Raw genomic sequence first — 26,213 nt, 5'->3', positions numbered from 1 at the left:
TCCTAATCGATCTGCGATGCGAAGGTGGCCCGGTCGCCCGCCGGGAGGAAGCTCGGCGTGGCCGGTGATTCCCCATGTTCACGACGTGAACGTAGGGTCGACGGTCAGTCACGCTCGCGTCTCCAGGAATTGGGTTCATAGGTGCGGTGCGGAGCCGCCGGGTCTGGGCAAGTTCCCCAAGAAGCGTTATATCAGACCTTCGTACTGACATCTGCGTTTTGCATGACTCATATAGATATTCTGCCCTATAGTCTGATGAGCATCACATCAACGTGTATGAGGATTTTTCGGGCGTTTCTTGGACGTGGGCGGGTTCGTTGCCCGTCACGTGGCCGGTCGGGACGACCCAATCAGGTCAACGCCGCCGCCACCCAAACGTGACGAAAAGGAGCTGACCCGTGGGATTCCTGCCTTCCGGCCGCCGGGTGCTGATTACCGGCGGCACCGGTTCGTTCGGCCAGACGATGGTTCGCCGGCTGCTCGACCGCGATGTCGGTGAGGTTCGGGTGCTGAGCCGGGACGAGGCCAAACAGGACGCGATGCGACGTGTGCTCGGCGACGACCGGGTGCGCTACTACGTCGGTGACGTGCGGGACTACGACACGGTGTTGCGCGCAACACGCGGTGTCGACTTCGTGTTCCACGCCGCCGCACTCAAGCAGGTGCCGTCGTGCGAGTTCTTCCCGTTGGAGGCGGTTCGTACCAACGTGTTGGGAAGCGCGAACGTTGTCGAGGCGGCCGAGCGCAACGCGGTGCGTTCGGTGGTCATGCTCGGCACCGACAAGGCCGTCTATCCGGTGAACGCGATGGGCATGTCCAAGGCGTTGATGGAGAAGGTGGCCCAGGCCCACTCGAGGAACAACCCCGGCAGCCCGACCACGATCTCCAGTGTCCGGTACGGCAATGTGATGTTCTCCCGTGGCTCGGTGATTCCACTGTTCATCGAGCAGATCAAGGCCGGCCGCGCGCCGACGGTCACCAACACGTCGATGACCCGGTTCCTGATGACTCTGCAGGACTCCGTGGACCTGGTGGAGCACGCCTTCCAGCACGCGCGCCCGGGCGACATCTTCATCCGCAAGGCGAGCGCGTGCACCATCGGGGACCTGGCGGTCGCGCTTTGTCAACTCTTCGACGTGCCGGCGAAGCTGGATCCCATCGGGGTACGGCACGGCGAAAAGTTGCACGAGACCCTTGCCAGCCGCGAGGAGTTGGCCCGAGCCGACGACTTCGGGGCTTTCTTCCGGGTGCCCGTTGACGACCGGGACCTCAACTATGCCCTTTACGTCACCGAAGGTGAGCTCGACGTCGCGCCCGACGACGACTTCAACTCCGCCAATGCACCGCAACTCGCCGTGCCGCAGATTATCGACCTGCTGCTCACCTTGCCTGAAGTGCGAGCGGAGTTGGCCCAGCGAGACCCGGTGCTGGCGTGCTGAGCCTCGCAATCACTGGTGGCAACGGCTTCCTTGGGTGGCACACCCGGGTACTGGCCCGAGCGCTCGGCTGGCCGGAGCCCGTTCTGCTCACCCGGGCTGATCTGGCCGATCCTGTGGTGCTGGCGGCGAAGGTCGCCGGGGTGGATCGGGTACTTCACCTGGCGGGGGTGAATCGTGGTGACCCGGTCGAGGTGGCTACCGGCAACGTGGAACTGGCTGCCGCCCTTGCCCGAGGGCTGAACCAGTGTCCAATGCCACCCCGGACCGTCGTCTTCGCGAATTCGGTACAGGCGGGCAACGGCACTCCCTATGGCGACGCCAAGGCGGTCGCGGCGGAGACTCTCGCCGGCACCGGCCTCGACTTCGTCGATGCCCGGCTGGCCAACCTGTACGGCGAACACGGGCGGCCCTTCTACAACTCGGTGACGGCGACGTTCTGCCGGGTGCTCGCCGAGGGCCGCCGTCCGGAGGTGCACGAAGACCGCGAGTTGCACCTGGTGCACGCCACCGACGCCGCTGCCCATCTGCTCGGGGTGGCTACGGGAGGCAGTTGGGATGCCGAGATGCCTCCGCTGCGTACCGGGGTGCGCGAGCTTGCTGACCGCCTGGCCGATTACGCCGCGCTCTACCGCCGTGGGGAGATACCTCCGTTGCCGGACCGGCACGCGGTGAGGCTGTTCAACGCCTACCGGTCGCACTGCTTCCCTGCGCACTACCCGCTTCCGCTGCCCCGACATGCTGACTCCCGGGGCGAGTTGACCGAGGTGGTGAAGTCCCACGGCGGACAGGGGCAGACCTTCAGCTCCACCTCACACCCGAAGGTCACCCGCGGACAGCACTTCCACCTGGCCAAGATGGAGCGCTTCGTCGTTCTTTGCGGCAGCGCCGAGATCAGCCTGCGACGCGTCGGTCACGGCGACGTTGTCCGATTTGCGGTCGACGGCGAAACCCCGATGGTGGTCGACATGCCGACGATGTGGGTTCACAAGATCACCAATACCGGGCCCGGGGAGTTGTTGACTCTCTTCTGGGTGAACGAGCTGTTCGATCCGGAGCGGCCCGACACGTACGCCGAGCCGGTCGAGAGCGGTCGGCGAGAACCGGTCAAGGCGCTGGCATGACCGGCGGCATGCCGGTCGAGCTGAGTGCGGAACGGAGGGACCGATGACCAAGGTGATGACCGTGGTCGGCACCCGACCAGAGATCATCCGTTTGTCCCGGGTGCTGGCCAGGCTGAATCGTACGGTCGATCATGTGTTGGTCCACACCGGGCAGAACTGGGACAGCACCCTATCGGACGTCTTCTTCAACGAACTGCGACTACGGCCGCCGGACCGTTTCCTGCGGGTGGACACGACCTCGCTGGGGCGGGTGCTGGGCGGCGTGCTCGTCGGGATCGAGGAGACGATTGCTGAGGTGCGGCCGGACGCGCTCCTCGTGCTCGGCGACACCAACAGCTGCATCGCCGCGTTGATGGCCCGAAGGATGCGGGTGCCGGTCTACCACATGGAGGCCGGTAACCGTTGCTTCGACCTGAACGTGCCGGAGGAGACGAACCGCCGGCTGGTTGACCACGTCGCCGACTTCAACCTCGTCTACACCGAGCATGCCCGACGCAACCTGCTCGCAGAGGGCCTGCATCCACGCCGCATCCTGCACACTGGCTCGCCGATGCGTGAGGTGCTCGAGCACTACCAGCCAGAAATCGACAGCTCTCAGATTCTCAACCAGCTCGACCTGACCCCGGGCCGCTACGTGATGGTGAGCGCGCACCGGGAGGAGAATGTCGACCAGCCGGCCCGGTTGCGGCGGCTACTCGATTGTCTCGCCGCCGTCCGGGACCGATGGGGCCACCCGGTGTTGGTCTCCACCCATCCGCGTACCCGCAAACGGCTTGAGGCCCTGGCGCCCGACGGCACGGTGCTGGACGGCATCGCGTTCCACGAACCATTCGGGCTGATCGACTACGTACACCTGCAGTCCCACGCCTTCTGCACCCTGTCGGACAGCGGGACCATAAGTGAGGAATCCGCGATCCTCGGCTTCCCGGCGGTCACGCTGCGGGAGTCGATTGAGCGTCCTGAGGCGCTGGACGCCGGCGGCATCATCATGACCGGGCTGGATCCGGCCGGCGTGGTCGAGGCCGTGGAAGTCACCGTTGCGCAGGTCGCCGCCGACGGAGTGCCTTGTCCTGCCGACTACCGGGTGCCGGACACCTCCCGGCGGGTGGTGGATTTCATCTTGTCCACAGTGCGACGGCACCACGAGTGGGCGGGCATCCGCCGCTAGACCGCGTTTCACAAGACTGGGGCCGGCGATCCGAATGGTCGCCGGCCCCTTTGGCATGCCGTCAGGTACCGGATCAGCGGGGCGCGGGTAGCCCGACAGCACCATCCTGGACCGGGCCGGCAGCCGGTTGGCCACAGAGGCGGGCCAGTTCGGCGATGACCTTCTCCGGGTCGTCGAACGGGTCGAGGCCGCTGATCTCCAGCGGGTCGAGTGGGGGCACCGCGACGTGCGACACCAGCGGGTGCAGCGGGCGGGCGTCGGTCTCGCCGGTGCCGAGCAGGTCTTCGTGCAGCTTCTCGCCCGGGCGCAGCCCGGTGTAGACGATCGGTACGTCGCTGCCGGCCTGTTCGGCCATCTGCCGGGCCAGGTCAGCGATGCGTACCGGCTCGCCCATGTCGAGCACCAGTGCTTCGCCGTCGCGGCCGATCTCGGCGGCCTGGAGCACCAGGTGCACCGCCTCCTGCATGGTCATCAGGTACCGGGTCACCTCGGGGTGGGTGACGGTGAGCGGGTTACCCGCCTCGATCTGCCGCTGGAAGGCGGTGACCACGGAACCACGGCTGCTCAGCACGTTGCCGAAGCGCACGCTGAGGAAGGTGCCGGGAAAGCGTGAGGCGGCGTGCGCGGTGAGCCGTTCGGTGATCCGCTTGGAGTAGCCCAGGACGCTGATCGGGTCGGCGGCCTTGTCGGTGGAGATGTTCACGAACTTCGCCACGTCCTGGCAGGCGTCGAGTACCGAGAGGGTGCCCCACACGTTGGTCTTGACCGCCTCGCCGGGGTGCCGTTCGAGCAGGGTGAGGTGCTTGAGCGCCGCAGCGTGGAAGATGATCTCCGGGCGGCGATCCCGGATGATCCGCCGGATCGCCTCGTCGTCGCGCAGGTCGGCCAGGATCAGCTCGGGTCCGTCCAGCATCGCCCGGCCGTTGAGCGACATCTGGAGGGCGTGCAGCGCCGATTCGTCGCGGTCGAGCATCATCAGCTCGCCCGGGTCGGCCTTCATCACCTGTCGGCACAGTTCGGAGCCGATCGAGCCGCCGGCGCCGGTGACCAGGATCCGTCGGCCGGTGAGGCCGTTGGTCCGTACCGCCATCTCGGCGACCACCTGCCGGCGGCCGAGCAGGTCGCTGATCCGCACGTCGCGTACGTCGGTCACGGTGATCCGGTGGTCGACCAGGTCGCGGACCGGGGGGAGCACCTTGAACGCCGCGCCGGTGTTCAGGGTGGCCTCCCGGATCTGCCGGATGAGCGCGGCGTCGGCGTTGGCGACCGAGAAGATCACCGTGGTGGCGCCGGTGCGGCGTACCGCCTCGGCGACGTCACCGCGCCCACCGAGCACCCGGACGCCGTCGACGCAGAGGTTGCGCTTGTCCGGATCGTCGTCGAGGGCCCCGACGGGCCGGTAGCGGCTGCGCGGGTCGGTGAGCAGCGCGCGGAGCAGCCCCTGGCCGGCGTCGCCCATCCCGAACAGCAGCACCGGGGCCGACGAGCGGACGTCCGGGCGTAGGGCCAGGTCGCGCCGGTGCCGGTAGACGAACCGGACGGCGAGCATGAACAGCAGGGCGAGCGCGCCGCCGACCAGCGGGGTGCTGGCCGGCACCGGTCGTTCCGGAGCCGGCAGTACGCCGAGCAGGACGATCGCGACGGTGGTGAGGGCGGTTCCGGCCAGCCCTCGAACCTCCTGGAGGCTGCCGAGCGGGTGACGTCCCGAGCGCACCCGGCGTGCCCCGGCCACCGCTACGTGCAGCCCGGCGGCGATCAGTCCACAGCCGGCGGCGCGGGTCAGTTGGGTGGTGGTCAGGGCGAACTCGTAGCGGGTCCAGGCGGCAGCGACGAATCCACCCACCCAGGCCGTGGCGTCGGCGGCGAGGAACGCCAGGGTGCGCCACCGGATCCTGCTCCGGCGCGCGGTCGGGTCCGGGTGCCGGCTGGTCTGTGTGTCCCGCATCTGCGGCTCCTGTGCTGTCGACCACTTCCGCCCGGGGCGAGCGGAAGGAGCAATGCGCTCTTGTCCTTGTTACATGCCGTATGAGTGTTTTGTAGGCTTTTCGGCGATTGATGGCGGATCGCTGCGGACCCGGTGACCGGCCGGATCATCGGTTCTGGCGACCGGGCCGGATCAGCGGGCCGGTACGCCCTTGACCACGACGCCGACGGGCACGTCACGAACCACGCAGGCACCTGCGCCGATGATGCTGTCCCGACCCACCCGCAACCCCTGCAACACGGCGGCGGTGGTGCCGACGAGTACGCCCTCCGCCAGCCGGCACTCCCCGGAGATAGCGGCCAGCGGGTTCACCGACACGTGGTCGGCCAACTCGCAGTCGTGCCCGACGGTGCAGTTCTGGTTGAGATGCACGTGCCGCCCGAGAGTCACGTTTGTGGTGACCCGAGCCCCGGCGAAGGCGACCAGACCGGGGCCGTGCCGCAGGTCGGAGCCGAGCGTGGCGTCGGGGTGCACGAGACTGGCCGCCGGTACCCCGTACCTGTCGATCCGTTCGGCGACCGCCCGTCGGACCCGCGGGTCACCGATGCCGATGACGTGATGGGTGTCGGCGGGTGCCTCGGAGAACCAGGACACCCCGCCGAGGTACGGCACGTCGAGTCGCTGCACCCGCTTGAGGTTCACCTCGTTCGGACGGTCGTCGACGAAGCCCAGCACCTGCCACCGGGGCAGAAGAGCGGCGGCGTTCACGGCACGGGCGATGGTCAGGACCTCCCGACCGTGCCCGCCGCAGCCGACGATGACCAGGGGTACCGTCACGCCGTCGGGACTCCGGTCCGCGCCGCCAGGAACTCGTCGATCGCCGAGAGCACGGCGGTGACCTGCGCTTCGGTGAGGGCGCTGCCGCTGGGCAGAGTCAACCCCTCGGCATAGAGACGCTCGGCGGCCCCGGTGAGCCGGCTCTCCGCGTCTGCGTACGCCGGTTGCAGGTGCATCGGCTTCCACACCGGACGGGTCTCGATGCTCCGGGCGGCCAGGTGGGCGGCCAGGTCCGCCGCGGTCCAGCCGGAGCGGCGCGGGTCGACCCGGATGCTGGTGAGCCAGCAGTTCGAACCGGCGTCCTCGGCACCGACCAGGTCGGCTCCCGGCACCGGGGCGAAGAGTTTGGCGTACCGGTCGCGCAGCCGCCGTCGGCGATCGATCATCCCGTCCAGCCGAACAAGCTGCGCCCGGCCCAACGCCGCGAGCAGGTTGCTCAACCGGTAGTTGTAACCGGTCTCCCGGTGCTCGTAGTGGGGGACCGGCTCGCGTGCCTGGGTGGACAGGTGCCGCGCCCGGTCGAGCAGCGTCACGTCGTCGCCGACGAGCATGCCACCACCGGAGGTGGTCATGATCTTGTTTCCGTTGAAGGAGAGGGCACCCACCCGGCCGAAGGAACCGGCCGGCCGGCCGAGGTGGGTGGCGCCGAGTGCCTCCGCGGCGTCCTCGATCACCGCAACGTCGGCGGCGGCGCAGATCGGCAGCAAGGCGGTGTAGTCGGCGCAGCTGCCGAACATGTCGACCGGGATCACCGCGCCGATCCGCTCCCCACGCGAGTGCAACTCCTGTAGCAGCCCAGCGACGAGGGCGACGTCGATGTTGCCCGTGCGCGGGTCGCAGTCGACGAAGACTGGTCGGGCCCCGGTGTAGCGGACCGCGTTGGCGGTGGCGACGAAGGTCAGCGTCGGAACCAGTACCACGTCGCCCGGGCCGACACCCAGCCCCAGCAGCGCCAGGTGCAGCGCGGCGGTGCCGGAGCTGACCGCCACCGCGCCCCGGGTGCCCACCCGGGCGGCGACCTCCCGTTCGAAGGCGTCGAGATCCGGGCCGACCGGCGCCACCCAGCCGGAGCGCAGCGCCGCGATCAGGTACGACTCCTCCAACGGGCCGATGTCCGGCGAGGACAGATGGATGGTGTCAGTCATCGCCGGCTCCCGAGGAACTCGGGCATGGTGGCGTTGCCGTCGGCCGAGATGCCGTCCCGGCGCAGCACCGTGCCGACGGTGGCGGCCAGGATCGACAGGTCGAGGCGGAGGCTGCGGCTGGTCACGTACTCCACGTCGAGCGAGAACTTGGCGTCCCAGTCGAGGCTGTTGCGCCCGCGTACCTGGGCCAGCCCGGTGATGCCCGGGCGGACCTCGTGCCGTCGCGCCTGGGTGGGGGAGTACCTGCTCAGATACTCCGGCAGCAGCGGTCGGGGACCGACGATGCTCATGTCACCCCGCAGCACGCACCAGAGTGTCGGCAGCTCGTCCAGGCTGGTGGCCCGTAGCCAACGGCCGAGCGGGGTGAGCCGGTCGGCGTCGGTCAGCAACCCCCGGGCCGGGTCAGGCGCCCGCATGGTGCGAAATTTGATCAACTCGAACGGTCGGTCGTTCCGCCCGATGCGGCACTGCCGGAAGAGCATCGGTCGGCCCAGCCGCACCGCGATCGCCGCCGCGACTGCCGCCATCAGCGGCGCGGTCAGCAGCAGCAGCGCGGTCGCGACGACCACGTCGAACAGCCGTTTGACCGGGTCGCCCGGCCGCGTGGGCCGGGGCGGGCGTATCGGCGCGGTCACCGAGGATACGGGCACCGTTCTGACCTCCGTACGTCAACCGGTCATAGCAGACAAACGGGTTGTATCAGACTGATCACTCGTGACATCGGAAAATAGCGACAGTCGACACGGATCCCGACACGTCAACCTGCGAGGACGCGCAAAAGACACGCGTCCCGGCGTGCCGCGTCACTCCGGGTGTGTCGCGTAGTCGCTGGTCAGAGGTCTGCGTCGACCGCGTCGAGCCGCCGCTGCAACATGATCCGCAGCGGTAGCGACTCGCCGTCCCGAGCGCCTTCGCCGACGATCAGCGGGGCCGGATCGGGCTGTGGGTCGGCGCCAAAAAGCCGGGCGCGCAGCGAGCGCGGCACGGTCAGCAGGTGAAAACGACCGTCCACGTCGACCGCCCGGCTGCGCGCCCGATCGATGTACCAGCCGTGCAGGCCGGTCCGGTAGCGGGCCCGGCCGTCATGTGACCGGGCGACAAGTCGGGTGGTGGCCAGGCCGCGCCGCCGCGCCTCGGCGACGAACGCGCTGACCAGCGCCGCCGCCTCCGCCTGCTCGGCCTCCCGGCGCCGCTGCGCGGCCGCCGCGTGTGCCAGCACCGCCTGCTGCCGCGTCTCCCGCCAGTCCGGGCCGCCGTCGCTCACCACGACCCGACGGTACGCCACCCGCTACCGCCCCTTGGCGCTCGCTCCCCGCTCGGCTGCCATCGGTGTACGGCTTCAACGGCGGTCTCCGGTGTACGGGCTCAGGCACCCGCGCTGGCTCAACAGCCGCATCCTTGAGGGTCGTCTCCCACCCACAGCGGTCCGTTTCGGCCGGGGGCCGGCGTATGCGGGTTGACGCCCTTTGCTCTGCTTCAACCCACGCACCAGCGGTGCGCCAAAACCGTTGCGTCCGTTGAAGCAGAGCAAAGGGCGCGAGGTGGTATATGCCTCGGCTGGTGCCAACGGCCGTGTCCAGCGGGACTGGGCACGCGTCCCGCCGGACGCGGCCGTTGGCGAGGGAGGCTCGCTCTAGAGCAGGCCGGCGCGGCGGAGCGCGTCGGCCATCGCACCGTCGGCGGGTGCTGCACCGCTGCGTCCCTGGCGCACCTGCCCGCCCTGCGCACCACGGCCCTGCCCGCCCTGACCGGCACGCCCCTGCCCACCCTGACCGGCCCTGCCCTGCCCGCCGTGGCCCTGGCTGCTCTGCCGGCCACGTCCCTGCTGGCCTGCGTCACCCCGGCCGCCGGCACGCCCTGCGCCGGGCTCCGCTTCGTCGTCGAGGCGGAGGGTCAGCGAGATCCGCTTGCGCGGCACGTCGACGTCCAGCACCTTGACCTTGACCACGTCGCCGGACTTGACCACGTCGCGGGGGTCCTTCACGAAGGTGCGGGACATCGCCGACACGTGCACCAGCCCGTCCTGGTGCACCCCGACGTCCACGAACGCGCCGAACGCCGCCACGTTGGTGACCACACCTTCCAGGACCATCCCCGGCGTCAGGTCACTGATCTTCTCCACGCCCTCGACGAAGGTCGCGGTTTTGAACTCCGGCCGTGGGTCGCGGCCCGGCTTCTCCAACTCGGCGAGGATGTCGGTGACCGTGGGCAGGCCGAACGTGTCGTCGACGAAGTCGGTGGCGCGCAGGCCCCGCAGGATGGTGCTCTTGCCGATGATGGACCGCAGATCCTGGCCGGTGCTGGCCAGGATCCGGCGCACCACCGGGTACGCCTCGGGGTGCACGCTTGAGGAGTCCAGCGGGTCGTCGCCGCCGGGGATGCGCAGGAAGCCGGCGCACTGCTCGAACGCCTTCGGGCCGAGTCGGGCCACCTTCTTCAGCTCGGCCCGGGTGCGGAACGGGCCGTTGGCGTCCCGGTGCAGCACGATGTTCTCGGCCAGCCCGGCGCCGATGCCGGAGACCCGGGTCAGCAGCGGCGCGGACGCCGTGTTGACGTCGACGCCGACGCCGTTGACGCAGTCCTCCACCACCGCGTCCAGCGACCGGGAGAGCTTCACCTCGGACAGGTCGTGCTGGTACTGCCCGACGCCGATGGAGCGCGGGTCGATCTTCACCAGTTCGGCGAGCGGGTCCTGCAGCCGGCGGGCGATGGAGACCGCGCCGCGCAGCGACACGTCCAGGCCCGGCAGTTCCTGGGCGGCGTACGCGGAGGCCGAGTAGACCGACGCGCCGGCCTCGGAGACCACCACCTTGGTCAGCTTCAGCTCCGGGTGCCGCTTGATCAGGTCACCGGCCAGCTTGTCGGTCTCCCGGCTGGCGGTGCCGTTGCCGATCGCGACCAGCTCGACCCTGTGCGCGGCGGCCAGCGTGGCGAGGGTGTGCAGGGACGCGTCCCACTGCCGGCGCGGCTCGTGCGGGTAGATCGTGTCGGTGGCGACCACCTTGCCGGTGGCGTCCACCACGGCCACCTTCACCCCGGTCCGCAGGCCCGGGTCCAACCCCATGGTGGGCCGGGCGCCGGCTGGCGCGGCCAGCAGCAGGTCCCGCAGGTTCGTGGCGAAGACCCGGACGGCCTCCTCCTCGGCCGCCTGCCAGAGTCGCATCCGCAGGTCGGCACCGAGGTGGATGAGGATCCGGGTACGCCACGCCCAGCGGACCGTGTCGGCGAGCCACCGGTCGGCGGGCCGCCCCTGGTCGCTCACCCCGAACCGGCCGGCGATGGCGGCCTCGTAACGGGTGGGCCCGGTGACCACCGCGTCGAGGTCGCCCTCGGTCTCCGGGTCCATGGTCAGGTCGAGCACGCCCTCCTTCTCGCCCCGGAACATGGCCAGGATGCGGTGCGAGGGCAGCTTCGGGTACGGCTCGGCGAAGTCGAAGTAGTCGGCGAACTTCGCTCCGGCGCTCTCCTGTCCTTCGCGTACCCGGGACACCAGCCGGCCCCGCGACCACATCTGCTCGCGCAGCGTGCCGATCAGGTCGGCGTCCTCGGCGAACCGCTCGATCAGGATGGCCCGCGCCCCGTCCAGCGCGGCGGCGGCGTCGGCCACGCCCTTGTCGGCGTCGACGAACGCCGCCGCCACCGTACGGGGATCCTGCGTCGGGTCGCCGAGCAGCGTGTCGGCGAGGGGCTCCAGCCCGGCCTCGCGGGCGATCTGCGCCCGGGTCCGCCGCTTCGGCTTGTACGGCAGGTAGATGTCCTCCAGGCGGGACTTCGAGTCGGCCGCCATGATCTGTGCTTCCAGGGCCTCGTCGAGCTTGCCCTGGGAGCGGATGGACTCCAGCACCGCCGCGCGCCGCTCGTCCAGCTCGCGCAGGTACCGCAGGCGCTCCTCCAGGGTGCGCAACTGGGTGTCGTCGAGCAGGCCGGTGGCCTCCTTCCGGTACCGCGCGATGAACGGCACGGTGGCACCACCGTCGAGCAGTTCCACGGCCGCGCGTACCTGGCGCTCGGCGACGCCGAGTTCCTCGGCGATGCGCTGATGAACAGAGAGGGTCACGATGTCGCTCCGCCTTCGGGTGTGGGTTCCGTGGTGCATTCTGCCGGGCTACCGTGGCGATCATGGAACCACCTGCGGACCCCCGGGCGCGCCGACTCTTCGGCGGCAGCGCGCGGACCCTCGGCGACCTGGCGACCAGCCCGTTCCGGGCCGACCGGGACCGCATCGTCGGCTCGCCGTTCTTCACCCGGCTCGGCGGCGTCACCCAGGTGGTCAGCCCGGGCGGGTCCGGGCTGCTGGTGCACAACCGGCTGACCCACAGCCTGAAGGTCGCCCAGGTGGCCCGGGCGATCGCCGAGCGGCTCACCGCCGACGACCACCAACGCGACCTGGTGGAGAAGCTCGGCGGCTGCGACCCGGACGTGGTGGAGGCCGCCGCGCTCGCCCACGATCTCGGGCATCCGCCCTTCGGGCATCTGGGGGAGCGGGTGCTGGACCGGCTGGCCCGGCACCGGCTCGGCCTGACCGACGGGTTCGAGGGCAACGCCCAGTCGTACCGGATCGTCACCTCGACCGAGATCCGGGGCGCGGCGACCACCGGCCTGGACCTGACCGCCGCGGTGCGGGCGGCGATGCTGAAGTACCCGTGGACCCGGCTGGACCACCCCGACCCGCACCCCCGGACGATGGATCCGCCGCCGCGCGGGGCGACCCCGCCGCCGGACGATCCGGACAGCGGCTCGCTGAAGTTTGGGGCGTACCGCACCGAACTGGACGACCTGCGGCAGGCCCGGGCACCGTTCGCCGGCCGGATCGCCGACTGGCAGCAGACCGTCGAGGCGTCGGTGATGGACACCGCCGACGACATCGCGTACGCCATCCACGACGTGGAGGATTTCTACCGGGTCGGTGTGCTCCAGCAGGGCGCGGTGGCCGCCGAGCTGATGGCCTGGCAGCGCGAGGGCGGCCATCTGCGGGCGATCACCGACTCCGCGCTGGCCACCTCGGCCCGTCGGCCCGGCTCGTCGATCGAGCGGCTGCGTCGCCAACTGCACCACAAGGACGCCTGGATCGCCGACGACGAGGCGTTCGCCGCCGCCGTCGAGCATGTCCGGGAGGAACTGGTCGAGGGGCTGCTCGCGTTGCCGTTCGACGGTTCGATCGAGGCGGAGCAGTACGTGGCCCGCTTCTCCGCCCGGTGGACCACCCGGTTCGTGGACGCGATCACCGTCGTCGAGCAGCCCGCCGTGCGCTCCGGGCACGTGCTGCTGGCCCCGGCGCAGTGGCACGAGGTGCAGGTGCTCAAGTTCGTGCACCACCGGTTCGTGCTGGCCCGTCCGGACCTGGCGTTGCACCAGCGTGGGCAGGCGCGGTTGCTCGACACCCTGGTCGAGGCGCTGCGGGAGTGGCTGCTGGATCCGGAGGAGGAGTCCCGGCTGCCCCGGCGGCTGCACGACCTGGTGGAACTGGCCGAGGCGGAACTGCATCCGCGTACCCCGGACCGGCTCGGCAAGGCGCGCGGCCGGGCCATCGTGGACTTCGTCGCCCAGCTCACCGACGGCCAGGCGGTGGCGATGCTGGATGCGCTCTCCGGCCGCTCCGGCGCCCTCTGGACCGACGCGTTCGTCCTCTGAGGCGGCGGCTCGGACCCGTCGGGTCACCGCCCGATCAGGCGATGGCCTGCCACCAGCCGTCGACCGGCGGCGGGTCGTCGACCACCACCCGCTCGCCGGGGCGCGGCACGGCCAGCCGCACGTCGCGGGCCTTCGCCTCGGCCCAGAGCCGGTCCACCGGCTCGGACCAGTCGTGCAGGGCGAGATTGAACGTGGCCCAGTGCACCGGCAGGAAGAGCCCGCCGCGCAGGTCCAGGTGGGCGGCGACCGCCTCCTCCGGGAACATGTGGATGCCCGGCCAGGCATGGTCGTACGCGCCGATCTGCATCAGCGTCACGTCGAACGGGCCGTGTGCGGCGCCGATCTCGGCGTACCCGCCGAAGTAGCCGGAGTCTCCGGTGTAGTAGACGCGGCGCTGCTGACCGGCCACCACCCAGGAACTCCACAGCGTGCCGTTGCGGCGCAGGCCCCGGCCGGAGAAGTGCTGGGCGGCGGTGCAGGTGATCTCCAGCTCGGCCACCCGGTGGGTCTGCGACCAGTCCAACTCGATGATCCGCTCCGCCGGTACGCCCCAGCGGTCGAGGTGGGCACCGACCCCGAGCGGCACCAGGAACGGTGCCGACTGCCGGGCGGTCAGCTCCCGCACCGTACCCATGTCGAGGTGGTCGTAGTGGTCGTGGGAGATCAGGATCGCGTCGAGGTGGGGCAGTTCGTCGAGGCGTACCGGCGGTTCGTGCAGCCGGCGCGGGCCGACCGCCGTCGAGGGGGAGCACCTGTCACTCCACACCGGGTCCAGCAGCACCCGTCGACCCTCGATCTCGATCAGGGCGGAGGCGTGGCCGTACCAGACGACGTTCAGCTCGCGCGCCGGGTCGATTCCGGTCTCGGCGGCCGGCCGCAGCAGCGGCACGGGTGCGCCCGGCCGACGCTTCTGCTTGCCGAAGAGCAGTTCCCGGAACAGGTTGCGGTCGCTGACGGGCACCATCGTGCGGGTGTCCGTCCGGTTGTGGAAGGTGCCGTCGCGGAACTGTGGTGACCGCGCCGCCCGTTCGGCGCGAGCGCCGGCCAGCCGGCCGCCGATCGCGGCCGGCACGTTCCGCGCGGCCCAGGCCGCTCCGGCGAGCCCGGCCAACGCGGCCAGGCCCGCCACCGACCCGGTGATCCGCCGACCGGTGGTACGTCCGCTCGGCTCGTTCGGCGCCCGCATGGTTCCCCCTTGGTTGATCCCCGAGGTCCACGGTAGCCGTCACCGGCAGGGTTCAGCCGCCGTTGCTGGGGCGGTACGTGTGCTTGCGGTGGGTGGTGCCGGTGCCGCCGAAACCGGCGGTGAGGTCCATGACCCGCCGGCCCCACCGGGCCCGTGCCTGCACGGCGGGGTGGGTGGCGCCGAAGTCGTCCGCGCCGGCCTGCCCGTCGGCGAAGAGGGCGTACGTCACAAGTGGCGCGCCGGCGGTGTCGAAGATCACGCCAGCTTCGTGTCGGGCGTCGACGAACCAGCCGGCCTTGGTGGCGACGCGGGCCCGTTCGGCGGAGGACATCTCGCGCCGTACGCCGTCGGTGAAGGCCACCGGCGAGCGCAGCAGCCGCAGCACCCGGTCGGTCGAGGCGGGGGAGAGCAGGGTGCCGGCGACAAGCGCCCGCAGCAGGTCGTGGGTCTCCCGTGGCGTGCTGGTACCCAGGAAGAAGCGGTTCGGGTTGGCCACCGGCTGCACCTGGGTGTTCGGGAAGCCCTTCGCGACCAGGATCTGGTTGACCTCGGCGGCCGGGCAGACCAGCCCGCAGAGCCGTACCGCGGTGTCGTCGGAGACGGTAAGCAGGTTCGCCAGGACGTGGCCGACGGTGACGAGGCTGGGGTAGGCGCCGTCCAGGCTGAAGATGCCGTCGCCACCAGGCACCACGATCGCCTCGGTCACCTCCACCTGGTGGTCGAGGGTGAGCAGACCCCGGTCGACCTTGTCCAGCACCGCGACCGCCACGGCGATCTTGTTGACGCTGTACGCCTCGATCCGCAGGTCCGCCGACTCGTCCACCGCCACCAGCGGCCCGTCCGGGCCGGCCAGGCTGACGTACGCCTGCCAGTTGCCGCCGGCCCGGCTGCTCTCCCGCTGGAAGACGGCGGCGATGCGGGCGGCGAACCGTTCGCGGTCGCCGCGCGGCACGCCTCCCGTGGTCGCCGCCGCTGCGGGGTCAGCGGCGGCGGGCACCGCGGTGCCGAACACGGTGCCGGCCGTCGCCACGGTGCCCAGGCCGAGCGCGGTCCTGCGGTCCATCCGGATGGCCACTCGTCTCTCCCGTCGGTCCCCTGGTGTGTCCACGACACACCCTAGGCCGAAGGATCGACGTGCGTGATCCCGTGGCCGGGCTCACGGGGTGAGGACGACCTTCACGCAGCCGTCCTGCTTCTTCTGGAACATCTCGTACGCCTGTGGCGCCTCCTCCAGCGGCAGCCGGTGGGTACGCAGGTCGGCCACGCCGAGCGGGTCGTCGTCGGTGAGCAGCGGGATGATCTCGTCGGTCCAGCGCCGCACGTGGCACTGACCCATCCGCACCTGGATGCCCCGGTCGAACATCTCCATCAGCGGCAACGGGTCGACCTCGCCGCCGTACACCCCGGAGATGGAGACGGTGCCGCCGCGTCGGACGGCCTTGAGTGCGGCCTTGAGCGCGACCAGCCGGTCCACCCCGATCTTGTCAATCATCGGCTGGGCAATCTTGTCCGGCAGCAGTCCGGCGGCGGCCTGAGCCATCTTGCCCAGCGGCGCGCCGTGCGACTCCATCCCGACCGCGTCGATCACGGCGTCCGGCCCGCGTCCGTCCACCAGGTCGATCAACGTGCCGGGCACGTCGTCGAGCTGGGAGATGTCGAGCACCTCCACACCGTGCCGGCGGGCCATCTCCAGCCGCTCCGGCACCACGTCGAGGCCGATCACCCGCTCGGCGCCGAGGTGGCGGCCGATGCGGGCGCAGAACTGGCCGACCGGCCCCAGCCCGAAGACCGCCAGGGTGCCGCCGCGCGGCGTGTCGGCGTACTTCACCGCCTGCCAGGCGGTCGGCAGAATGTCGGAGAGGTAGAGCCACCGCTCGTCCGGCCCGTCGGCCGGCACCTTGATCGGGCCGAACTCGGCGTGCGGGACGCGGAGGAGCTGGGCCTGCCCGCCGGGCACCGCGCCGTAGAGGGAGGTGTAGCCGAACAGGGCGGCGCCCTTGCCCTCGGCGGTGACCTGGGTGGTCTCGCACTGGGCGTAGAGCTGCCGCTGGCACATCCAGCAGGATCCGCAGGCGATGTTGAACGGCACCACCACCCGGTCGCCGGGCTTGAGGCGGGTCACCCCGCGCCCGACCTCCTCGACGATGCCCATCGGTTCGTGGCCGAGGATGTCACCCGGCTTGAGGTAGGGCCCCAGGACTTCGTACAGGTGCAGGTCGGAGCCGCAGATGGCGGTGGAGGTGATCCGCACGATCGCGTCGGTCGGGTCCTCGATCCTCGGGTCGGGCACCTCCTCGACCCGTACGTCCCGCTTGCCGTGCCAGGTAAGTGCCCGCATGCCGCCTCCTCCTCGCCGCCGTCCCCAACCCTCTACCCCCAAACCGACAAACCCCACCTCCCGATGTGTTGATCATGAGGTTGGCGGCAGTCGTTGATCTTCAAACTGCCGCCAACCTCATGATCAACGGAGGAGATGGGTGGGGGTGGGGGTGGGGTGGGTGGGTCAGGTGCCGGGGGTGTCGGCGTGGCGGGTGGTGGCGGCCAGGTAGTCGCGGTTGAGGCGGCCGATGGTGGTCAGCGGGATGCCCTTCGGGCAGACCACGGTGCACTCGCCGGCGTTGGTGCAGCCGCCGAAGCCGGCCTCGTCGTGCGCGTCGACCATGCCGATCACCCGGGTGTAGCGCTCCGGCTGGCCCTGCGGCAGCAGCGACAGCTGGGTGACCTTGGCGGCGGTGAACAGCATGCCGGAGCCGTTCGGGCAGGCCGCCACGCAGGCGCCGCAGCCGATGCAGGCGGCGGACTCGAAGGCCGAGTCGGCATCGGCCTTGGCCACCGGCACGGAGTGCGCCTCCGGGGCGCTGCCGGTCGGCGCGGTGACGTACCCACCGGCAGCGATGATCTTGTCGAAGGCGTTGCGGTTGACCACCAGGTCCTTGATGACCGGGAAGGCCCGGGCCCGCCACGGCTCGATGTCGATGGTGTCGCCGTCTTTGAACTGCCGCATGTGCAGCTGACAGGCGGTGGTGCCGCGCTGCGGGCCGTGCGCGTCCCCGTTGATCATGAGGCCGCACATGCCGCAGATGCCCTCACGGCAGTCGTGGTCGAAGGCCACCGGCTCCTCACCGGCGAGGATGAGCCGCTCGTTGAGCACGTCGAGCATCTCCAGGAACGACATGTCCGGGGAGACGTCGTCGACCTGGTACTTCACCATCCGACCCTTGTCCTGGGGGCCGGACTGGCGCCAGATGCGCAGGGTCAGGTTCACTTGTAGCTCCGCTGCGTGGGGTGGACGTATTCGAAGTTCAGGTTTTCCTTGTGCAGCACCGAGAGTTCGCCCGTGGCGGTGAACTCCCAGGCCGCGACGTACGCGAACCGCTCGTCGTCGCGCTGGGCCTCGCCCTCGGGAGTCTGGTGCTCGGCGCGGAAGTGGCCGCCGCAGGACTCCTCGCGGTGCAGGGCGTCGATGCACATCAGCTCGGCCAGCTCGAAGAAGTCGGCGACCCGGCCGGCCTTCTCCAGCGACTGGTTCAGCCCTTCGCCGTTGCCCGGCACCCGTACCCGCTGCCAGAACTGCTCACGCAGGGCACGGATCTCGTCGATGGCCTTGCGCAGCCCGGCCTCGGAGCGCTCCATGCCGCAGTGCTCCCACATGATCTGGCCCAGCTCACGGTGGAACGAGTCCACCGTGCGGTCACCGTTGATCGCGAGGAGACGCTGGATGCGGTCCTCCACGTCGCGACGGGCCTCGACGGCCGCCGGGTGGGTCGCGTCGACCTTCTCGAACGGACCGTCGGCGAGGTAGTTGGCGACCGTGTTGGGCAGCACGAAGTACCCGTCGGCCAGGCCCTGCATCAGCGCCGAGGCGCCGAGCCGGTTCGCGCCGTGGTCGGAGAAGTTCGCCTCACCGATGACGAACAGGCCGGGGATCGTCGACTGGAGGTCGTAATCGACCCAGAGGCCGCCCATCGTGTAGTGCACGGCGGGGTAGATCCGCATCGGGACCTCGTACGGGTCCTCGCCGGTGATCCGCTCGTACATCTCGAAGAGGTTGCCGTACTTGGCCTCGATGGCCTTGCGGCCCAGCCGGTCGATGGCGTCGGCGAAGTCGAGGTAGACCCCGAGCTTCGTCGGGCCCACGCCCCGGCCCTCGTCGCAGACGTTCTTCGCGGCGCGGGAGGCGATGTCGCGGGGCACCAGGTTGCCGAAGGACGGGTAGATGCGCTCCAGGTAGTAGTCGCGCTCGTCTTCGGGGATGTCGCGGGGGTCGCGGTCGTCGTCCTTGGCCTTCGGCACCCACACCCGGCCGTCGTTGCGCAGCGACTCGCTCATCAGGGTCAGCTTCGACTGGTGGTCGCCGGAAACCGGGATGCAGGTCGGGTGGATCTGGGTGTAGCAGGGGTTGGCGAAGTACGCGCCCTTGCGGTGCGCCCGCCAGGTGGCGGTGACGTTGCAGCCCTTCGCGTTTGTGGAGAGGTAGAAGACGTTGCCGTAGCCGCCGGAGGCGAGCACCACGGCGTCGGCGAACTCCGTGGTGATCTCGCCGGTGACCATGTCCCGGACCACGATGCCCCGGGCCTTGCCGTCGACGACGATCAGCTCCAGCATCTCGTGCCGGGAGTTCATCTCCACGTTGCCCAGGCCGATCTGCCGCTCCACCGCCTGGTACGCCCCGAGCAGCAGCTGCTGGCCCGTCTGGCCCCGGGCGTAGAAGGTGCGCTGCACCTGCGCGCCGCCGAACGACCGGGTGTCGAGCAGGCCGCCGTACTCGCGGGCGAACGGCACACCCTGGGCGACGCACTGGTCGATGATGTTGACCGAGACCTCGGCCAGCCGGTGCACGTTCGACTCGCGGGAGCGGAAGTCACCGCCCTTGACGGTGTCGTAGAAGAGCCGGTGCACCGAGTCGCCGTCGTTGCGGTAGTTCTTGGCGGCGTTGATGCCGCCCTGCGCGGCGATCGAGTGCGCCCGGCGGGGGCTGTCCTGGTAGCAGTAGGACTTGACCCGGTAGCCCTGTTCGGCGAGCGTGGCGGCGGCGGAGCCGCCGGCCAGGCCGGTGCCGACCACGATGACTGTCATCTTGCGGCGGTTGGCCGGGTTGACCAGCTTCGCCTCGAAGCGGCGACGTTCCCAGCGGGTCTCGATCGGTCCGTCGGGAGCCCTGGTGTCGGCGATCGGGTCGCCCTCGGTGAACAGATCCATGGTCAGGACACCAATCCGGTGAGTACGGCGAACGGGACCACGAGGTAGCCGGCACAGAGCACGACGGCGAAGACCAGCGCCACCGCCCGGGCCCGCTGCTCGCCGCTCGGGGTCTGCTGGCCGAGGCTGCGCAGCGCGCTGAACACGCCGTGCCGCAGGTGGAAGCCGAGCGCGACGACCGCCACGGCGTAGAAGAGCGTGACGTACCAGCGCTCCGGGGCGAAGTCGGCGACCACATTCGCGTACGGCCGAGACGGGTCACCGACCGGGTTCAGCGTGCCGGTGGTCAGGTCGAGGATGTGGTAGACCACGAAGAGCAGGATGATCACGCCGCCCCAGCGCATGGTGCGGGCCGCGTAGCTGCCCCGGACCTTCTTGCGGTGGGCGTAGCGCACCGGCCGGGCGGCCCGGGCGCGCAGCGCCAGGACCGTGGCGGCCCAGATGTGCAGCAGCACCGCCGCCAGCAGGCCGACCCGTTGGATCCACAGGAACCCGGCGCTGGGCAGCAGCGGGACGCCGAGTTCACGCAGCCAGTGCGCGTAGTGGTCGAACGATGTCGCGCCCGAGAAGATCTTCAGGTTGCCCAGCATGTGGGCGATGAGGAACAGCACCAGCAGGATGCCCGTCACCGCCATGACGGCCTTGAGGCCGACATTGGATCGGATGGGCGACCGGGTTCTCGTCGTGACTACCACTCGACCGACGCTAGGAGCACTTTGATCAGTCGTCCAATGCATCGACACCGCAGGCTTGATAGCCATAAGCTATGTAGATGCAGCTCCATCAGCTGAAGTACTTCGTCGCGGTGGCTGAAGTACGACATTTCACCCAGGCGGCCGACATCGTGGGCATCACCCAGCCCTCATTGAGTAAGCAAATTCACGCACTGGAGGACACCCTCGGTGCGCCCCTGTTCGAGCGGGTAAGGGGCAACATAACGCTCACCGCGGCGGGGGAGGTGCTGCTGCCGCTGGCCAAGCGGATCCTGGCCGACGTCGAGACCGCCACCCGGGAGGTGCAGGAACTGGTCGGCCTGCGGCGCGGCCGGGTACGCCTCGGTGCCACCCCCAGCCTCGCCACCTCGCTCGCCCCGCCGGTGCTCCGCCGGTTCCGCGACGCCCACCCCACCGTCGACCTGCGGATGGAGGAGGGCGGCTCGCAGGACCTCGTCCGTGACCTGCTCCGCGGCGACCTCGACCTGGCGCTGATCATCATGCCCGCCCAGGGCACCGACCCCGGCCTGCGAGCCGACCCGATCCTCACCGAGAGTCTGGTGGTCGCCTCGGTAGACCCGGTGCCCACCGCCACGCCCGGTGCCGACCTGCGCATCACCGACCTGCGCGACCAGCCGATGGTGATGTTCCGCGAGGGTTACGACCTGCGCGACGCCACCCTCCAGGCGTGCCGGGACGCCGGCTTCGAACCGACCCTGTCGGTGGACGGCGGTGAGATGGACGCAGTGCTCAGCTTCGTCGAGGCCGGGCTGGGCATCGCCGTGGTACCCGGCATGGTGGTGGCCCGCCGGGCCGGCATTCGCGTCACCCGGCTCGCCCCACCCGGCGTACGCCGGACCATCGCCGTGGCCCGTCGCCGGGACGCGGTGCCCACCCACGCTGGCCGCGAGCTACGCCGCATCCTGCTCGACTACGTCCACACCGCCACCGCCACCGCCCAACTCCCACCCGGCGTCGAACCCCTACCCTGACCCGCTCTCCACGATCTTGCGGGACAGGGGTGGGGTCAGTGGGCTTCGGCGTTGTCCATGGCGCGGTAGATGCGTTGTTCGGAGACGGGGTAGGGGGTGCCTAGGGCCTGGGCGAAGATGCTGACCCGTAGCTCCTCGATCATCCAGCGGATCTGGCGCACCGCCTGAGACGAGCGTCGCGCCGGGGGCAGCGCGGCCAGCAGCTCGTCGTACTCGCGCTGCACCACCGTGACGCGGTCCTGCTGCTGCTTGTCCCGCGCCGGGTTACCGGGCAGCCGGTCCAGCCGGCGCTCGATCGCGGTCAGGTAGCGCAGCAGGTCGGGCAGCCGGGCGTACCCGGCCTCGGTGATGAAACCGGCGTGCACGAGGCCGGTGAGCTGGTTGCGGATGTCGGCCAGGGCGGCCACCACGGCCAGGTTCCGCGTCGCGCCGAGGCGCTGCTGCACCGCGTACGCGATGGCGAGCACCGCCCGGACCCGGTCCATCACCGCCACCACCGTGTCGACCAGCTCGGCCCGGACCATTTCGCGCAGCGCGGCGAAACCCACCTCGTCCCAGGCCGGACCGCCCGCGTCGATGATCAGCTTGTCGATGGCCGCGCCGGCCGCGTCCTCGATCAACGCCTGCACCCCGCCGTGCGGGTTACGGGACAACGCCAGCTTCGCCTCGTTGGTCAGCCGCCCCTGAAGGAACTTCGCCGGCGACGGCACGGTCAGCCGCAGCAGCCGACGGGTGCCGGCCCAGTGCGCGGCCTCCTGCTCGGCCGGGGAGTCGAACACCTTCACCCCGACCGTGGCGCCCTCGTCCACAAGCGCCGGGTAGGCAGTCACCCCGTACCCGGCCCGTACCTGCTCGATGGTGCGCGGCAGCGTACCGATCTCCCAGCCGGTCAGCCCCGAACGGGACACCTCCGGCGCGGCGGCGGCCACCACCTGGCGTACCTCCGCCTTGAGTTGGCGTTGCAGGGCCGGCAGGTCCTTGCCCTCGGCGACCGGTTTGTCGTCGTCACCGAGCACCCGGAAGGTGACCCGCAGGTGCGGCGGCAGCTTGCCCAGATCCCAGGCGTCCCGGGGCACGGTGACCCCGGTCATCCGTCGCAACTGCCGGGTCAACGCGTCCAGCAGCGGCTCCTCTCCGGGGGTGATCGCGGCCAGCGCGGCGCGGGCGTAGTCGGGCACCGGCACGAAATTGCGCCGGATCGGCTTCGGCAGCGACCGGATCAGCGCGACGACCAGTTCCTCACGCAGCCCCGGCACCTGCCAGTCGAAGCTCTCGGCGGGCACCTGGTTGAGCAACGGCAACGGGATGTCCACCGTCACACCGTCGGTCGCCGTACCCGGGTCGAACGTGTACGTCAGCGGCAGCGCCACCCCGTCGGCCCGCCACTCGTCGGGGTAGTCGGCCTCGTCCAGCCCGCCCCGGCCCGCGTTGACAAGCAGCTCCCGGGTGAAGGTGAGTAGTTCTGGCCGCTCCCGCCGGGTCGTCTTCCACCAGCTGTCGAAGTGCCGCCCGGAGACCACCTCGGCCGGGATCCGCTCGTCGTAGAACTGGAAGATCGTTTCGTCGTCGACCAGGATGTCGCGTCGCCGGGCGCGGTTCTCCAACTCCTCGATCTCGGTCAGGAGCCGCTGGTTGTCCCGCCAGAACTGGTGGTGGGTGGACCAGTCGCCCTCCACCAGCGCGTGCCGGATGAACAGCTCCCGGCTCAGCGTCGGGTCGATCCGACCGAAGTTGACCTTCCGGGAGGTGACAAGCGGGACGCCGAAGAGGGTGACCTTCTCGTACGCCATCACCGCCGCCTGCCTCTTCTCCCAGTGCGGCTCGCTGTAGCTGCGCTTGACCAGGTGCTGGGCGAGCGGTTCGACCCACTCCGGTTCGATCCGCCCATTCACCCGCCCCCACAGCCGGGAGGTCTCCACCAGCTCGGCGGCCATCACCCAGCGGGGTGGCTTGCGGAACAGCGCCGAACCCGGGAACAGGGCGAACTTCGCCCCGCGCGCTCCCAGGTACTCGTGCTTCTGCGCGTCCTTGAGGCCGATGTGCGACAGCAGACCGGGCAGCAGCGACTGGTGCACCTTCGGTGTGTCGATCTCCTCAGGCAGGTCCGCGCCGGCCTGGCGTCGCCCGCCGCCGTCGGGCGCGCCGTCCGTGGCGCCCCGCCGGCCGCGTCCCCGGTTCTTGTCGTCAGGGGTACGCAGCACCTGCCGCAACTGACTGACGATGTCCTGCCACTCCCGGACCCGCAGGTAGTTGAGGTACTCGGCCCGACACATCCGGCGGAACGCGCTGGAGGAGAGCGCCCGCTGCTGCTCCCGCAGGTACCGCCACAGGTTGAGGTACGCGACGAAGTCGGACTCCTTGTCGGCGAACCGGGCGTGCGCCTGGTCGGCCTGGGCCTGCTTGTCCGCCGGCCGCTCACGCGGATCCTGGATCGACAGGGCCGCGGCGATCACCATCACCTCGCTGGCGCAGCCGTTGCGTTCGCCCTCCAGCACCATCCGGGCCAGCCGGGGGTCGACCGGCAACTGGGCCAGCCGCCGGCCGAGGGTGGTGAGCCGTTTCGCCGGCTCGGTTTCGGCCGGGTCGATCGCGCCCAACTCGTGCAGCAGGTTCACCCCGTCGGTGATGTTGCGACGGTCCGGCGGGTCGATGAACGGGAACGCGGCGATGTCGCCCAGGCCGATGGCGGTCATCTGGAGGATGACCGAGGCCAGGTTGGTCCGCAGGATCTCCGGGTCGGTGAACTCGGGACGGGAGTCGAAGTCCTGCTCGTCGTAGAGCCGGACGCAGATGCCGTCCGAGGTACGCCCGCAGCGGCCCTTGCGCTGGTTGGCGCTGGCCTGGGAGATCGCCTCGATCGGCAGCCGCTGCACCTTCAGCCGCTGCGAGTAGCGGGAGATCCGGGCGGTGCCGGGATCCACCACGTACTTGATGCCGGGTACGGTCAGCGAGGTCTCCGCCACGTTTGTGGCCAGCACCACCCGCCGCCCGCCGTGCGGGGCGAAGACCCGGTGCTGCTCGGCGACGCTGAGTCGGGCGTACAGCGGCAGGATCTCGGTGCCGAGCAGCGACCGCTTGTTCTGCACCAGCTTGCCCAGCGCCTCGGCGGTGTCCCGGATCTCCCGCTCACCGCTGAGGAAGACCAGGATGTCGCCCGGCCCCTCGGCGGCCAGCTCCTCGACGGCGTCGCCGATGGCCTGGATCTGATCGCGGACGTTCTCCTCGTCCGCGTCCTCCTCGTCGCCTTCGGCGACCTCGACCAGTGGCCGGTAGCGCACCTCGACCGGGTAGGTCCGGCCGGAGACCTCCACCACCGGTGCCGGCTCGCCGTCGGGATGCTCGGCGGTCGGTGGCCCGGCGAAGTGCCGCGCGAACCGGTCGGTCTCGATGGTCGCCGAGGTGATGATCATCTTGAGGTCGGGACGGCGCGGCAGGAGCTGCCTGAGGTACCCGAGAATGAAGTCGATGTTGAGGCTGCGCTCGTGCGCCTCGTCAATGATCAGCGTGTCGTACTGGCGCAGCATCCGGTCGGTCTGCAACTCGGCCAGCAGGATGCCGTCGGTCATCAGCTTGACCAGGCTGTTCTCGCTCACCTGATCGGTGAAGCGCACCTTGTAGCCGACCACGTCACCGAGTTCGGTCCCCAACTCCTCGGCGATCCGGTCGGCCACCGTACGCGCGGCCAGCCGCCGGGGCTGGGTGTGGCCGATCAACCCGTGCACCCCGCGCCCCAGCTCCAGGCAGATCTTCGGTAGCTGGGTGGTCTTGCCCGAGCCGGTCTCGCCTGCCACGATCACCACCTGGTGGTCGCGGATCGCGGCGGCGATGTCGTCCTTGCGCTCGCTGACCGGCAGACTGGCCGGGTAGACGATCTTCGGGACCGCGGCTTTCCGCCGCTCCAGCCGGCCCTCCGCCGCAGCCGTCTCGGCGACGATCTCCGCCAGCACCGACTCGCGTCGCTGCGGGTCGCGTAGCTTCCGCAACCCGTCGAGTCGACGGCGCAGGTGACGCTGGTCGCGGAACATCAGCGGAGAGAGGCGACGCTGCAACTCCCGAACGGGATCGGTCGCGGCGGGTGAGGCTGGATTCTGCATGTCGTGGCCAAGGATAGGCAGCCGCTGCCCGGTCCGCCTCCTGGTTACCCACGCCCTGCTCCGGCTTGCTCCGGCCGGGCTGCGCTGGCTGGGCCGGCCGGCCGGGCTGCGCTGGCTGGGCCGGCCGGGCTGGGTCGGCCTCGGGGAGGTCGGAGACCGGGCTGGTCGGGCGCGCGGTGGTGTCCGGCCTGAGGTTGACCCCTGTGCCCCCTTTGCTCTGCTTCACTCGGCGCAACGGTTGTGGCCTCGAACCGATGCGTGGGTTGAAGCAGAGCAAAGGGGGGCGGCGGTGTGGCACCAGCGCGGCGGAGGTCTATCGTTGAGCGCCGAGTTGGGAGCGGAACACGGGGACGCCGATGACGATGCGCGACACCGACCGGGCACTGGTGCAGGCCGCCAGCGCGGTGGCGAAGCTGCGTTGCCGCAGCGCAGCCCACACTCTCGCGACGGCGGCCCGTACCGCTGACGGCCGGGTGATCTCCGCCGTGAACGTGGCGCGCGCGACCGGCGGGGCCTGCCCCGAGGTGGTGGCTCTCGCGACCGCCGCCACCCAGGGCGTGGGGGAACTGGAGACCATCGTCACCGTCGGCGACCGGGGCAGGATCGTGGTCACCCCCTGCGACGCCTGCAGTCACCTGCTGCTCGACCACTTCCCCGCGTTACGCGTCATCGTCGGTCCGCCCGAGAACCCAAAGGTCCTGCCCCTCGCCGACCTGCCCCAGCACCCTGGACGAGCGGGGTCGGGCGTCGCTGCCCCTGGATAA

Annotated in this window: 19 protein-coding genes; 6 read left to right on the top strand and 13 right to left on the bottom strand. The window is 70.4% G+C overall.

Going from position 1 to position 26,213, the window contains the following annotated elements; all coding sequences use genetic code 11:
- The first annotated feature begins 398 nt into the window (after window positions 1-398).
- From ACFY2A_RS03990 to wecB, 3 genes are read left to right on the top strand one after another with little or no spacing between them, the layout of a single operon-like run.
- Window positions 399-1,439, top strand: a complete 1,041-nt coding sequence (locus ACFY2A_RS03990; protein WP_387168084.1) for a polysaccharide biosynthesis protein — start codon at window positions 399-401, stop codon at window positions 1,437-1,439.
- Window positions 1,433-2,560, top strand: a complete 1,128-nt coding sequence (locus ACFY2A_RS03985) for an NAD-dependent epimerase/dehydratase family protein (protein WP_387168081.1) — start codon at window positions 1,433-1,435, stop codon at window positions 2,558-2,560. The genes ACFY2A_RS03990 and ACFY2A_RS03985 overlap by 7 nt, the downstream gene beginning before the upstream one ends.
- A 43-nt stretch (window positions 2,561-2,603) precedes the next feature.
- Entirely contained in the window at window positions 2,604-3,728 is a 1,125-nt protein-coding gene (gene wecB / locus ACFY2A_RS03980; RefSeq protein ID WP_387168078.1) for a non-hydrolyzing UDP-N-acetylglucosamine 2-epimerase, read from the top strand.
- 73 nt (window positions 3,729-3,801) lie between these two features.
- Here the strand turns inward: wecB and ACFY2A_RS03975 are convergent, their stop codons facing one another.
- The 6 genes from ACFY2A_RS03975 to ACFY2A_RS03950 form a co-directional block, all read right to left on the bottom strand.
- On the bottom strand, window positions 3,802-5,673 hold the full coding sequence (locus ACFY2A_RS03975) for a polysaccharide biosynthesis protein (RefSeq protein ID WP_387168075.1): 1,872 nt from the start codon (window positions 5,671-5,673) through the stop codon (window positions 3,802-3,804).
- A gap of 171 nt (window positions 5,674-5,844) precedes the next feature.
- Window positions 5,845-6,489 carry a NeuD/PglB/VioB family sugar acetyltransferase gene (locus ACFY2A_RS03970; protein WP_387168073.1) on the bottom strand — a complete coding sequence of 215 codons (645 nt, stop codon included), beginning with the start codon at window positions 6,487-6,489 and terminating at the stop codon, window positions 5,845-5,847.
- Window positions 6,486-7,634 (bottom strand): aminotransferase class I/II-fold pyridoxal phosphate-dependent enzyme, encoded by a 1,149-nt coding sequence (locus ACFY2A_RS03965; protein WP_387168070.1) that lies wholly within the window; start codon window positions 7,632-7,634, stop codon window positions 6,486-6,488. The genes ACFY2A_RS03970 and ACFY2A_RS03965 overlap by 4 nt, the downstream gene beginning before the upstream one ends.
- Window positions 7,631-8,284, bottom strand: a complete 654-nt coding sequence (locus ACFY2A_RS03960) for a sugar transferase (protein WP_387168067.1) — start codon at window positions 8,282-8,284, stop codon at window positions 7,631-7,633. The genes ACFY2A_RS03965 and ACFY2A_RS03960 overlap by 4 nt, the downstream gene beginning before the upstream one ends.
- 182 nt (window positions 8,285-8,466) lie before the next feature.
- Window positions 8,467-8,901 (bottom strand): hypothetical protein, encoded by a 435-nt coding sequence (locus tag ACFY2A_RS03955; protein ID WP_387168064.1) that lies wholly within the window; start codon window positions 8,899-8,901, stop codon window positions 8,467-8,469.
- Window positions 8,902-9,267: 366 nt separating this feature from the next.
- Window positions 9,268-11,691, bottom strand: coding sequence for a Tex family protein (locus ACFY2A_RS03950; RefSeq protein ID WP_387168061.1), 2,424 nt, complete (start codon window positions 11,689-11,691; stop codon window positions 9,268-9,270).
- A 62-nt stretch (window positions 11,692-11,753) separates the two neighbouring features.
- Here ACFY2A_RS03950 and ACFY2A_RS03945 point away from each other — a divergent pair, with 62 nt between their 5' ends.
- Window positions 11,754-13,265: a deoxyguanosinetriphosphate triphosphohydrolase family protein gene (locus ACFY2A_RS03945; protein ID WP_387168059.1), complete on the top strand. Its 1,512-nt coding sequence runs from the start codon at window positions 11,754-11,756 to the stop codon at window positions 13,263-13,265.
- Window positions 13,266-13,299: 34 nt separating this feature from the next.
- Here ACFY2A_RS03945 and ACFY2A_RS03940 read toward each other — a convergent pair whose 3' ends face one another.
- The 6 genes from ACFY2A_RS03940 to ACFY2A_RS03915 all read right to left on the bottom strand — a co-directional run bounded on the left by ACFY2A_RS03940 (window position 13,300) and on the right by ACFY2A_RS03915 (window position 20,345).
- Window positions 13,300-14,451: an MBL fold metallo-hydrolase gene (locus tag ACFY2A_RS03940; RefSeq protein WP_387168057.1), complete on the bottom strand. Its 1,152-nt coding sequence runs from the start codon at window positions 14,449-14,451 to the stop codon at window positions 13,300-13,302.
- Window positions 14,452-14,503: 52 nt separating this feature from the next.
- A complete protein-coding gene (locus tag ACFY2A_RS03935) occupies window positions 14,504-15,514 on the bottom strand; it encodes a serine hydrolase (protein ID WP_387168054.1) in 1,011 nt (336 codons plus the stop codon).
- A 93-nt stretch (window positions 15,515-15,607) separates the two neighbouring features.
- Window positions 15,608-16,789, bottom strand: coding sequence for a zinc-dependent alcohol dehydrogenase (locus ACFY2A_RS03930; protein WP_387168051.1), 1,182 nt, complete (start codon window positions 16,787-16,789; stop codon window positions 15,608-15,610).
- Window positions 16,790-16,954: 165 nt separating this feature from the next.
- The gene (locus ACFY2A_RS03925; RefSeq protein WP_357588946.1) at window positions 16,955-17,716 is read right to left on the bottom strand and encodes a succinate dehydrogenase/fumarate reductase iron-sulfur subunit; all 762 of its coding nucleotides are present in this window, start codon (window positions 17,714-17,716) and stop codon (window positions 16,955-16,957) included.
- Window positions 17,713-19,650 (bottom strand): fumarate reductase/succinate dehydrogenase flavoprotein subunit, encoded by a 1,938-nt coding sequence (locus tag ACFY2A_RS03920; RefSeq protein ID WP_387168048.1) that lies wholly within the window; start codon window positions 19,648-19,650, stop codon window positions 17,713-17,715. Before ACFY2A_RS03920 ends, ACFY2A_RS03925 begins: the two co-directional genes overlap by 4 nt.
- A 2-nt stretch (window positions 19,651-19,652) precedes the next feature.
- Window positions 19,653-20,345, bottom strand: coding sequence for a succinate dehydrogenase cytochrome b subunit (locus ACFY2A_RS03915; RefSeq protein ID WP_363919005.1), 693 nt, complete (start codon window positions 20,343-20,345; stop codon window positions 19,653-19,655).
- Between the two features lie 77 nt (window positions 20,346-20,422).
- Here ACFY2A_RS03915 and ACFY2A_RS03910 point away from each other — a divergent pair, with 77 nt between their 5' ends.
- The gene (locus ACFY2A_RS03910; RefSeq protein WP_387168044.1) at window positions 20,423-21,355 is read left to right on the top strand and encodes a LysR family transcriptional regulator; all 933 of its coding nucleotides are present in this window, start codon (window positions 20,423-20,425) and stop codon (window positions 21,353-21,355) included.
- Between the two features lie 35 nt (window positions 21,356-21,390).
- Here ACFY2A_RS03910 and hrpA read toward each other — a convergent pair whose 3' ends face one another.
- Window positions 21,391-25,449, bottom strand: coding sequence for an ATP-dependent RNA helicase HrpA (hrpA, locus tag ACFY2A_RS03905; protein WP_387168041.1), 4,059 nt, complete (start codon window positions 25,447-25,449; stop codon window positions 21,391-21,393).
- A gap of 356 nt (window positions 25,450-25,805) precedes the next feature.
- Between hrpA and ACFY2A_RS03900 the strand changes: the two genes are divergently transcribed.
- Window positions 25,806-26,213: a cytidine deaminase gene (locus tag ACFY2A_RS03900; protein WP_363918997.1), complete on the top strand. Its 408-nt coding sequence runs from the start codon at window positions 25,806-25,808 to the stop codon at window positions 26,211-26,213.

The organism is Micromonospora sp. NPDC000442 (assembly GCF_042898635.1).
In the GTDB taxonomy this organism is placed as follows: Bacteria; Actinomycetota; Actinomycetes; order Mycobacteriales; family Micromonosporaceae; genus Micromonospora.
The sequence above is the reverse complement of the archived record's forward strand: the minus strand, read 5'-3'. Positions and strand labels throughout refer to the sequence as shown.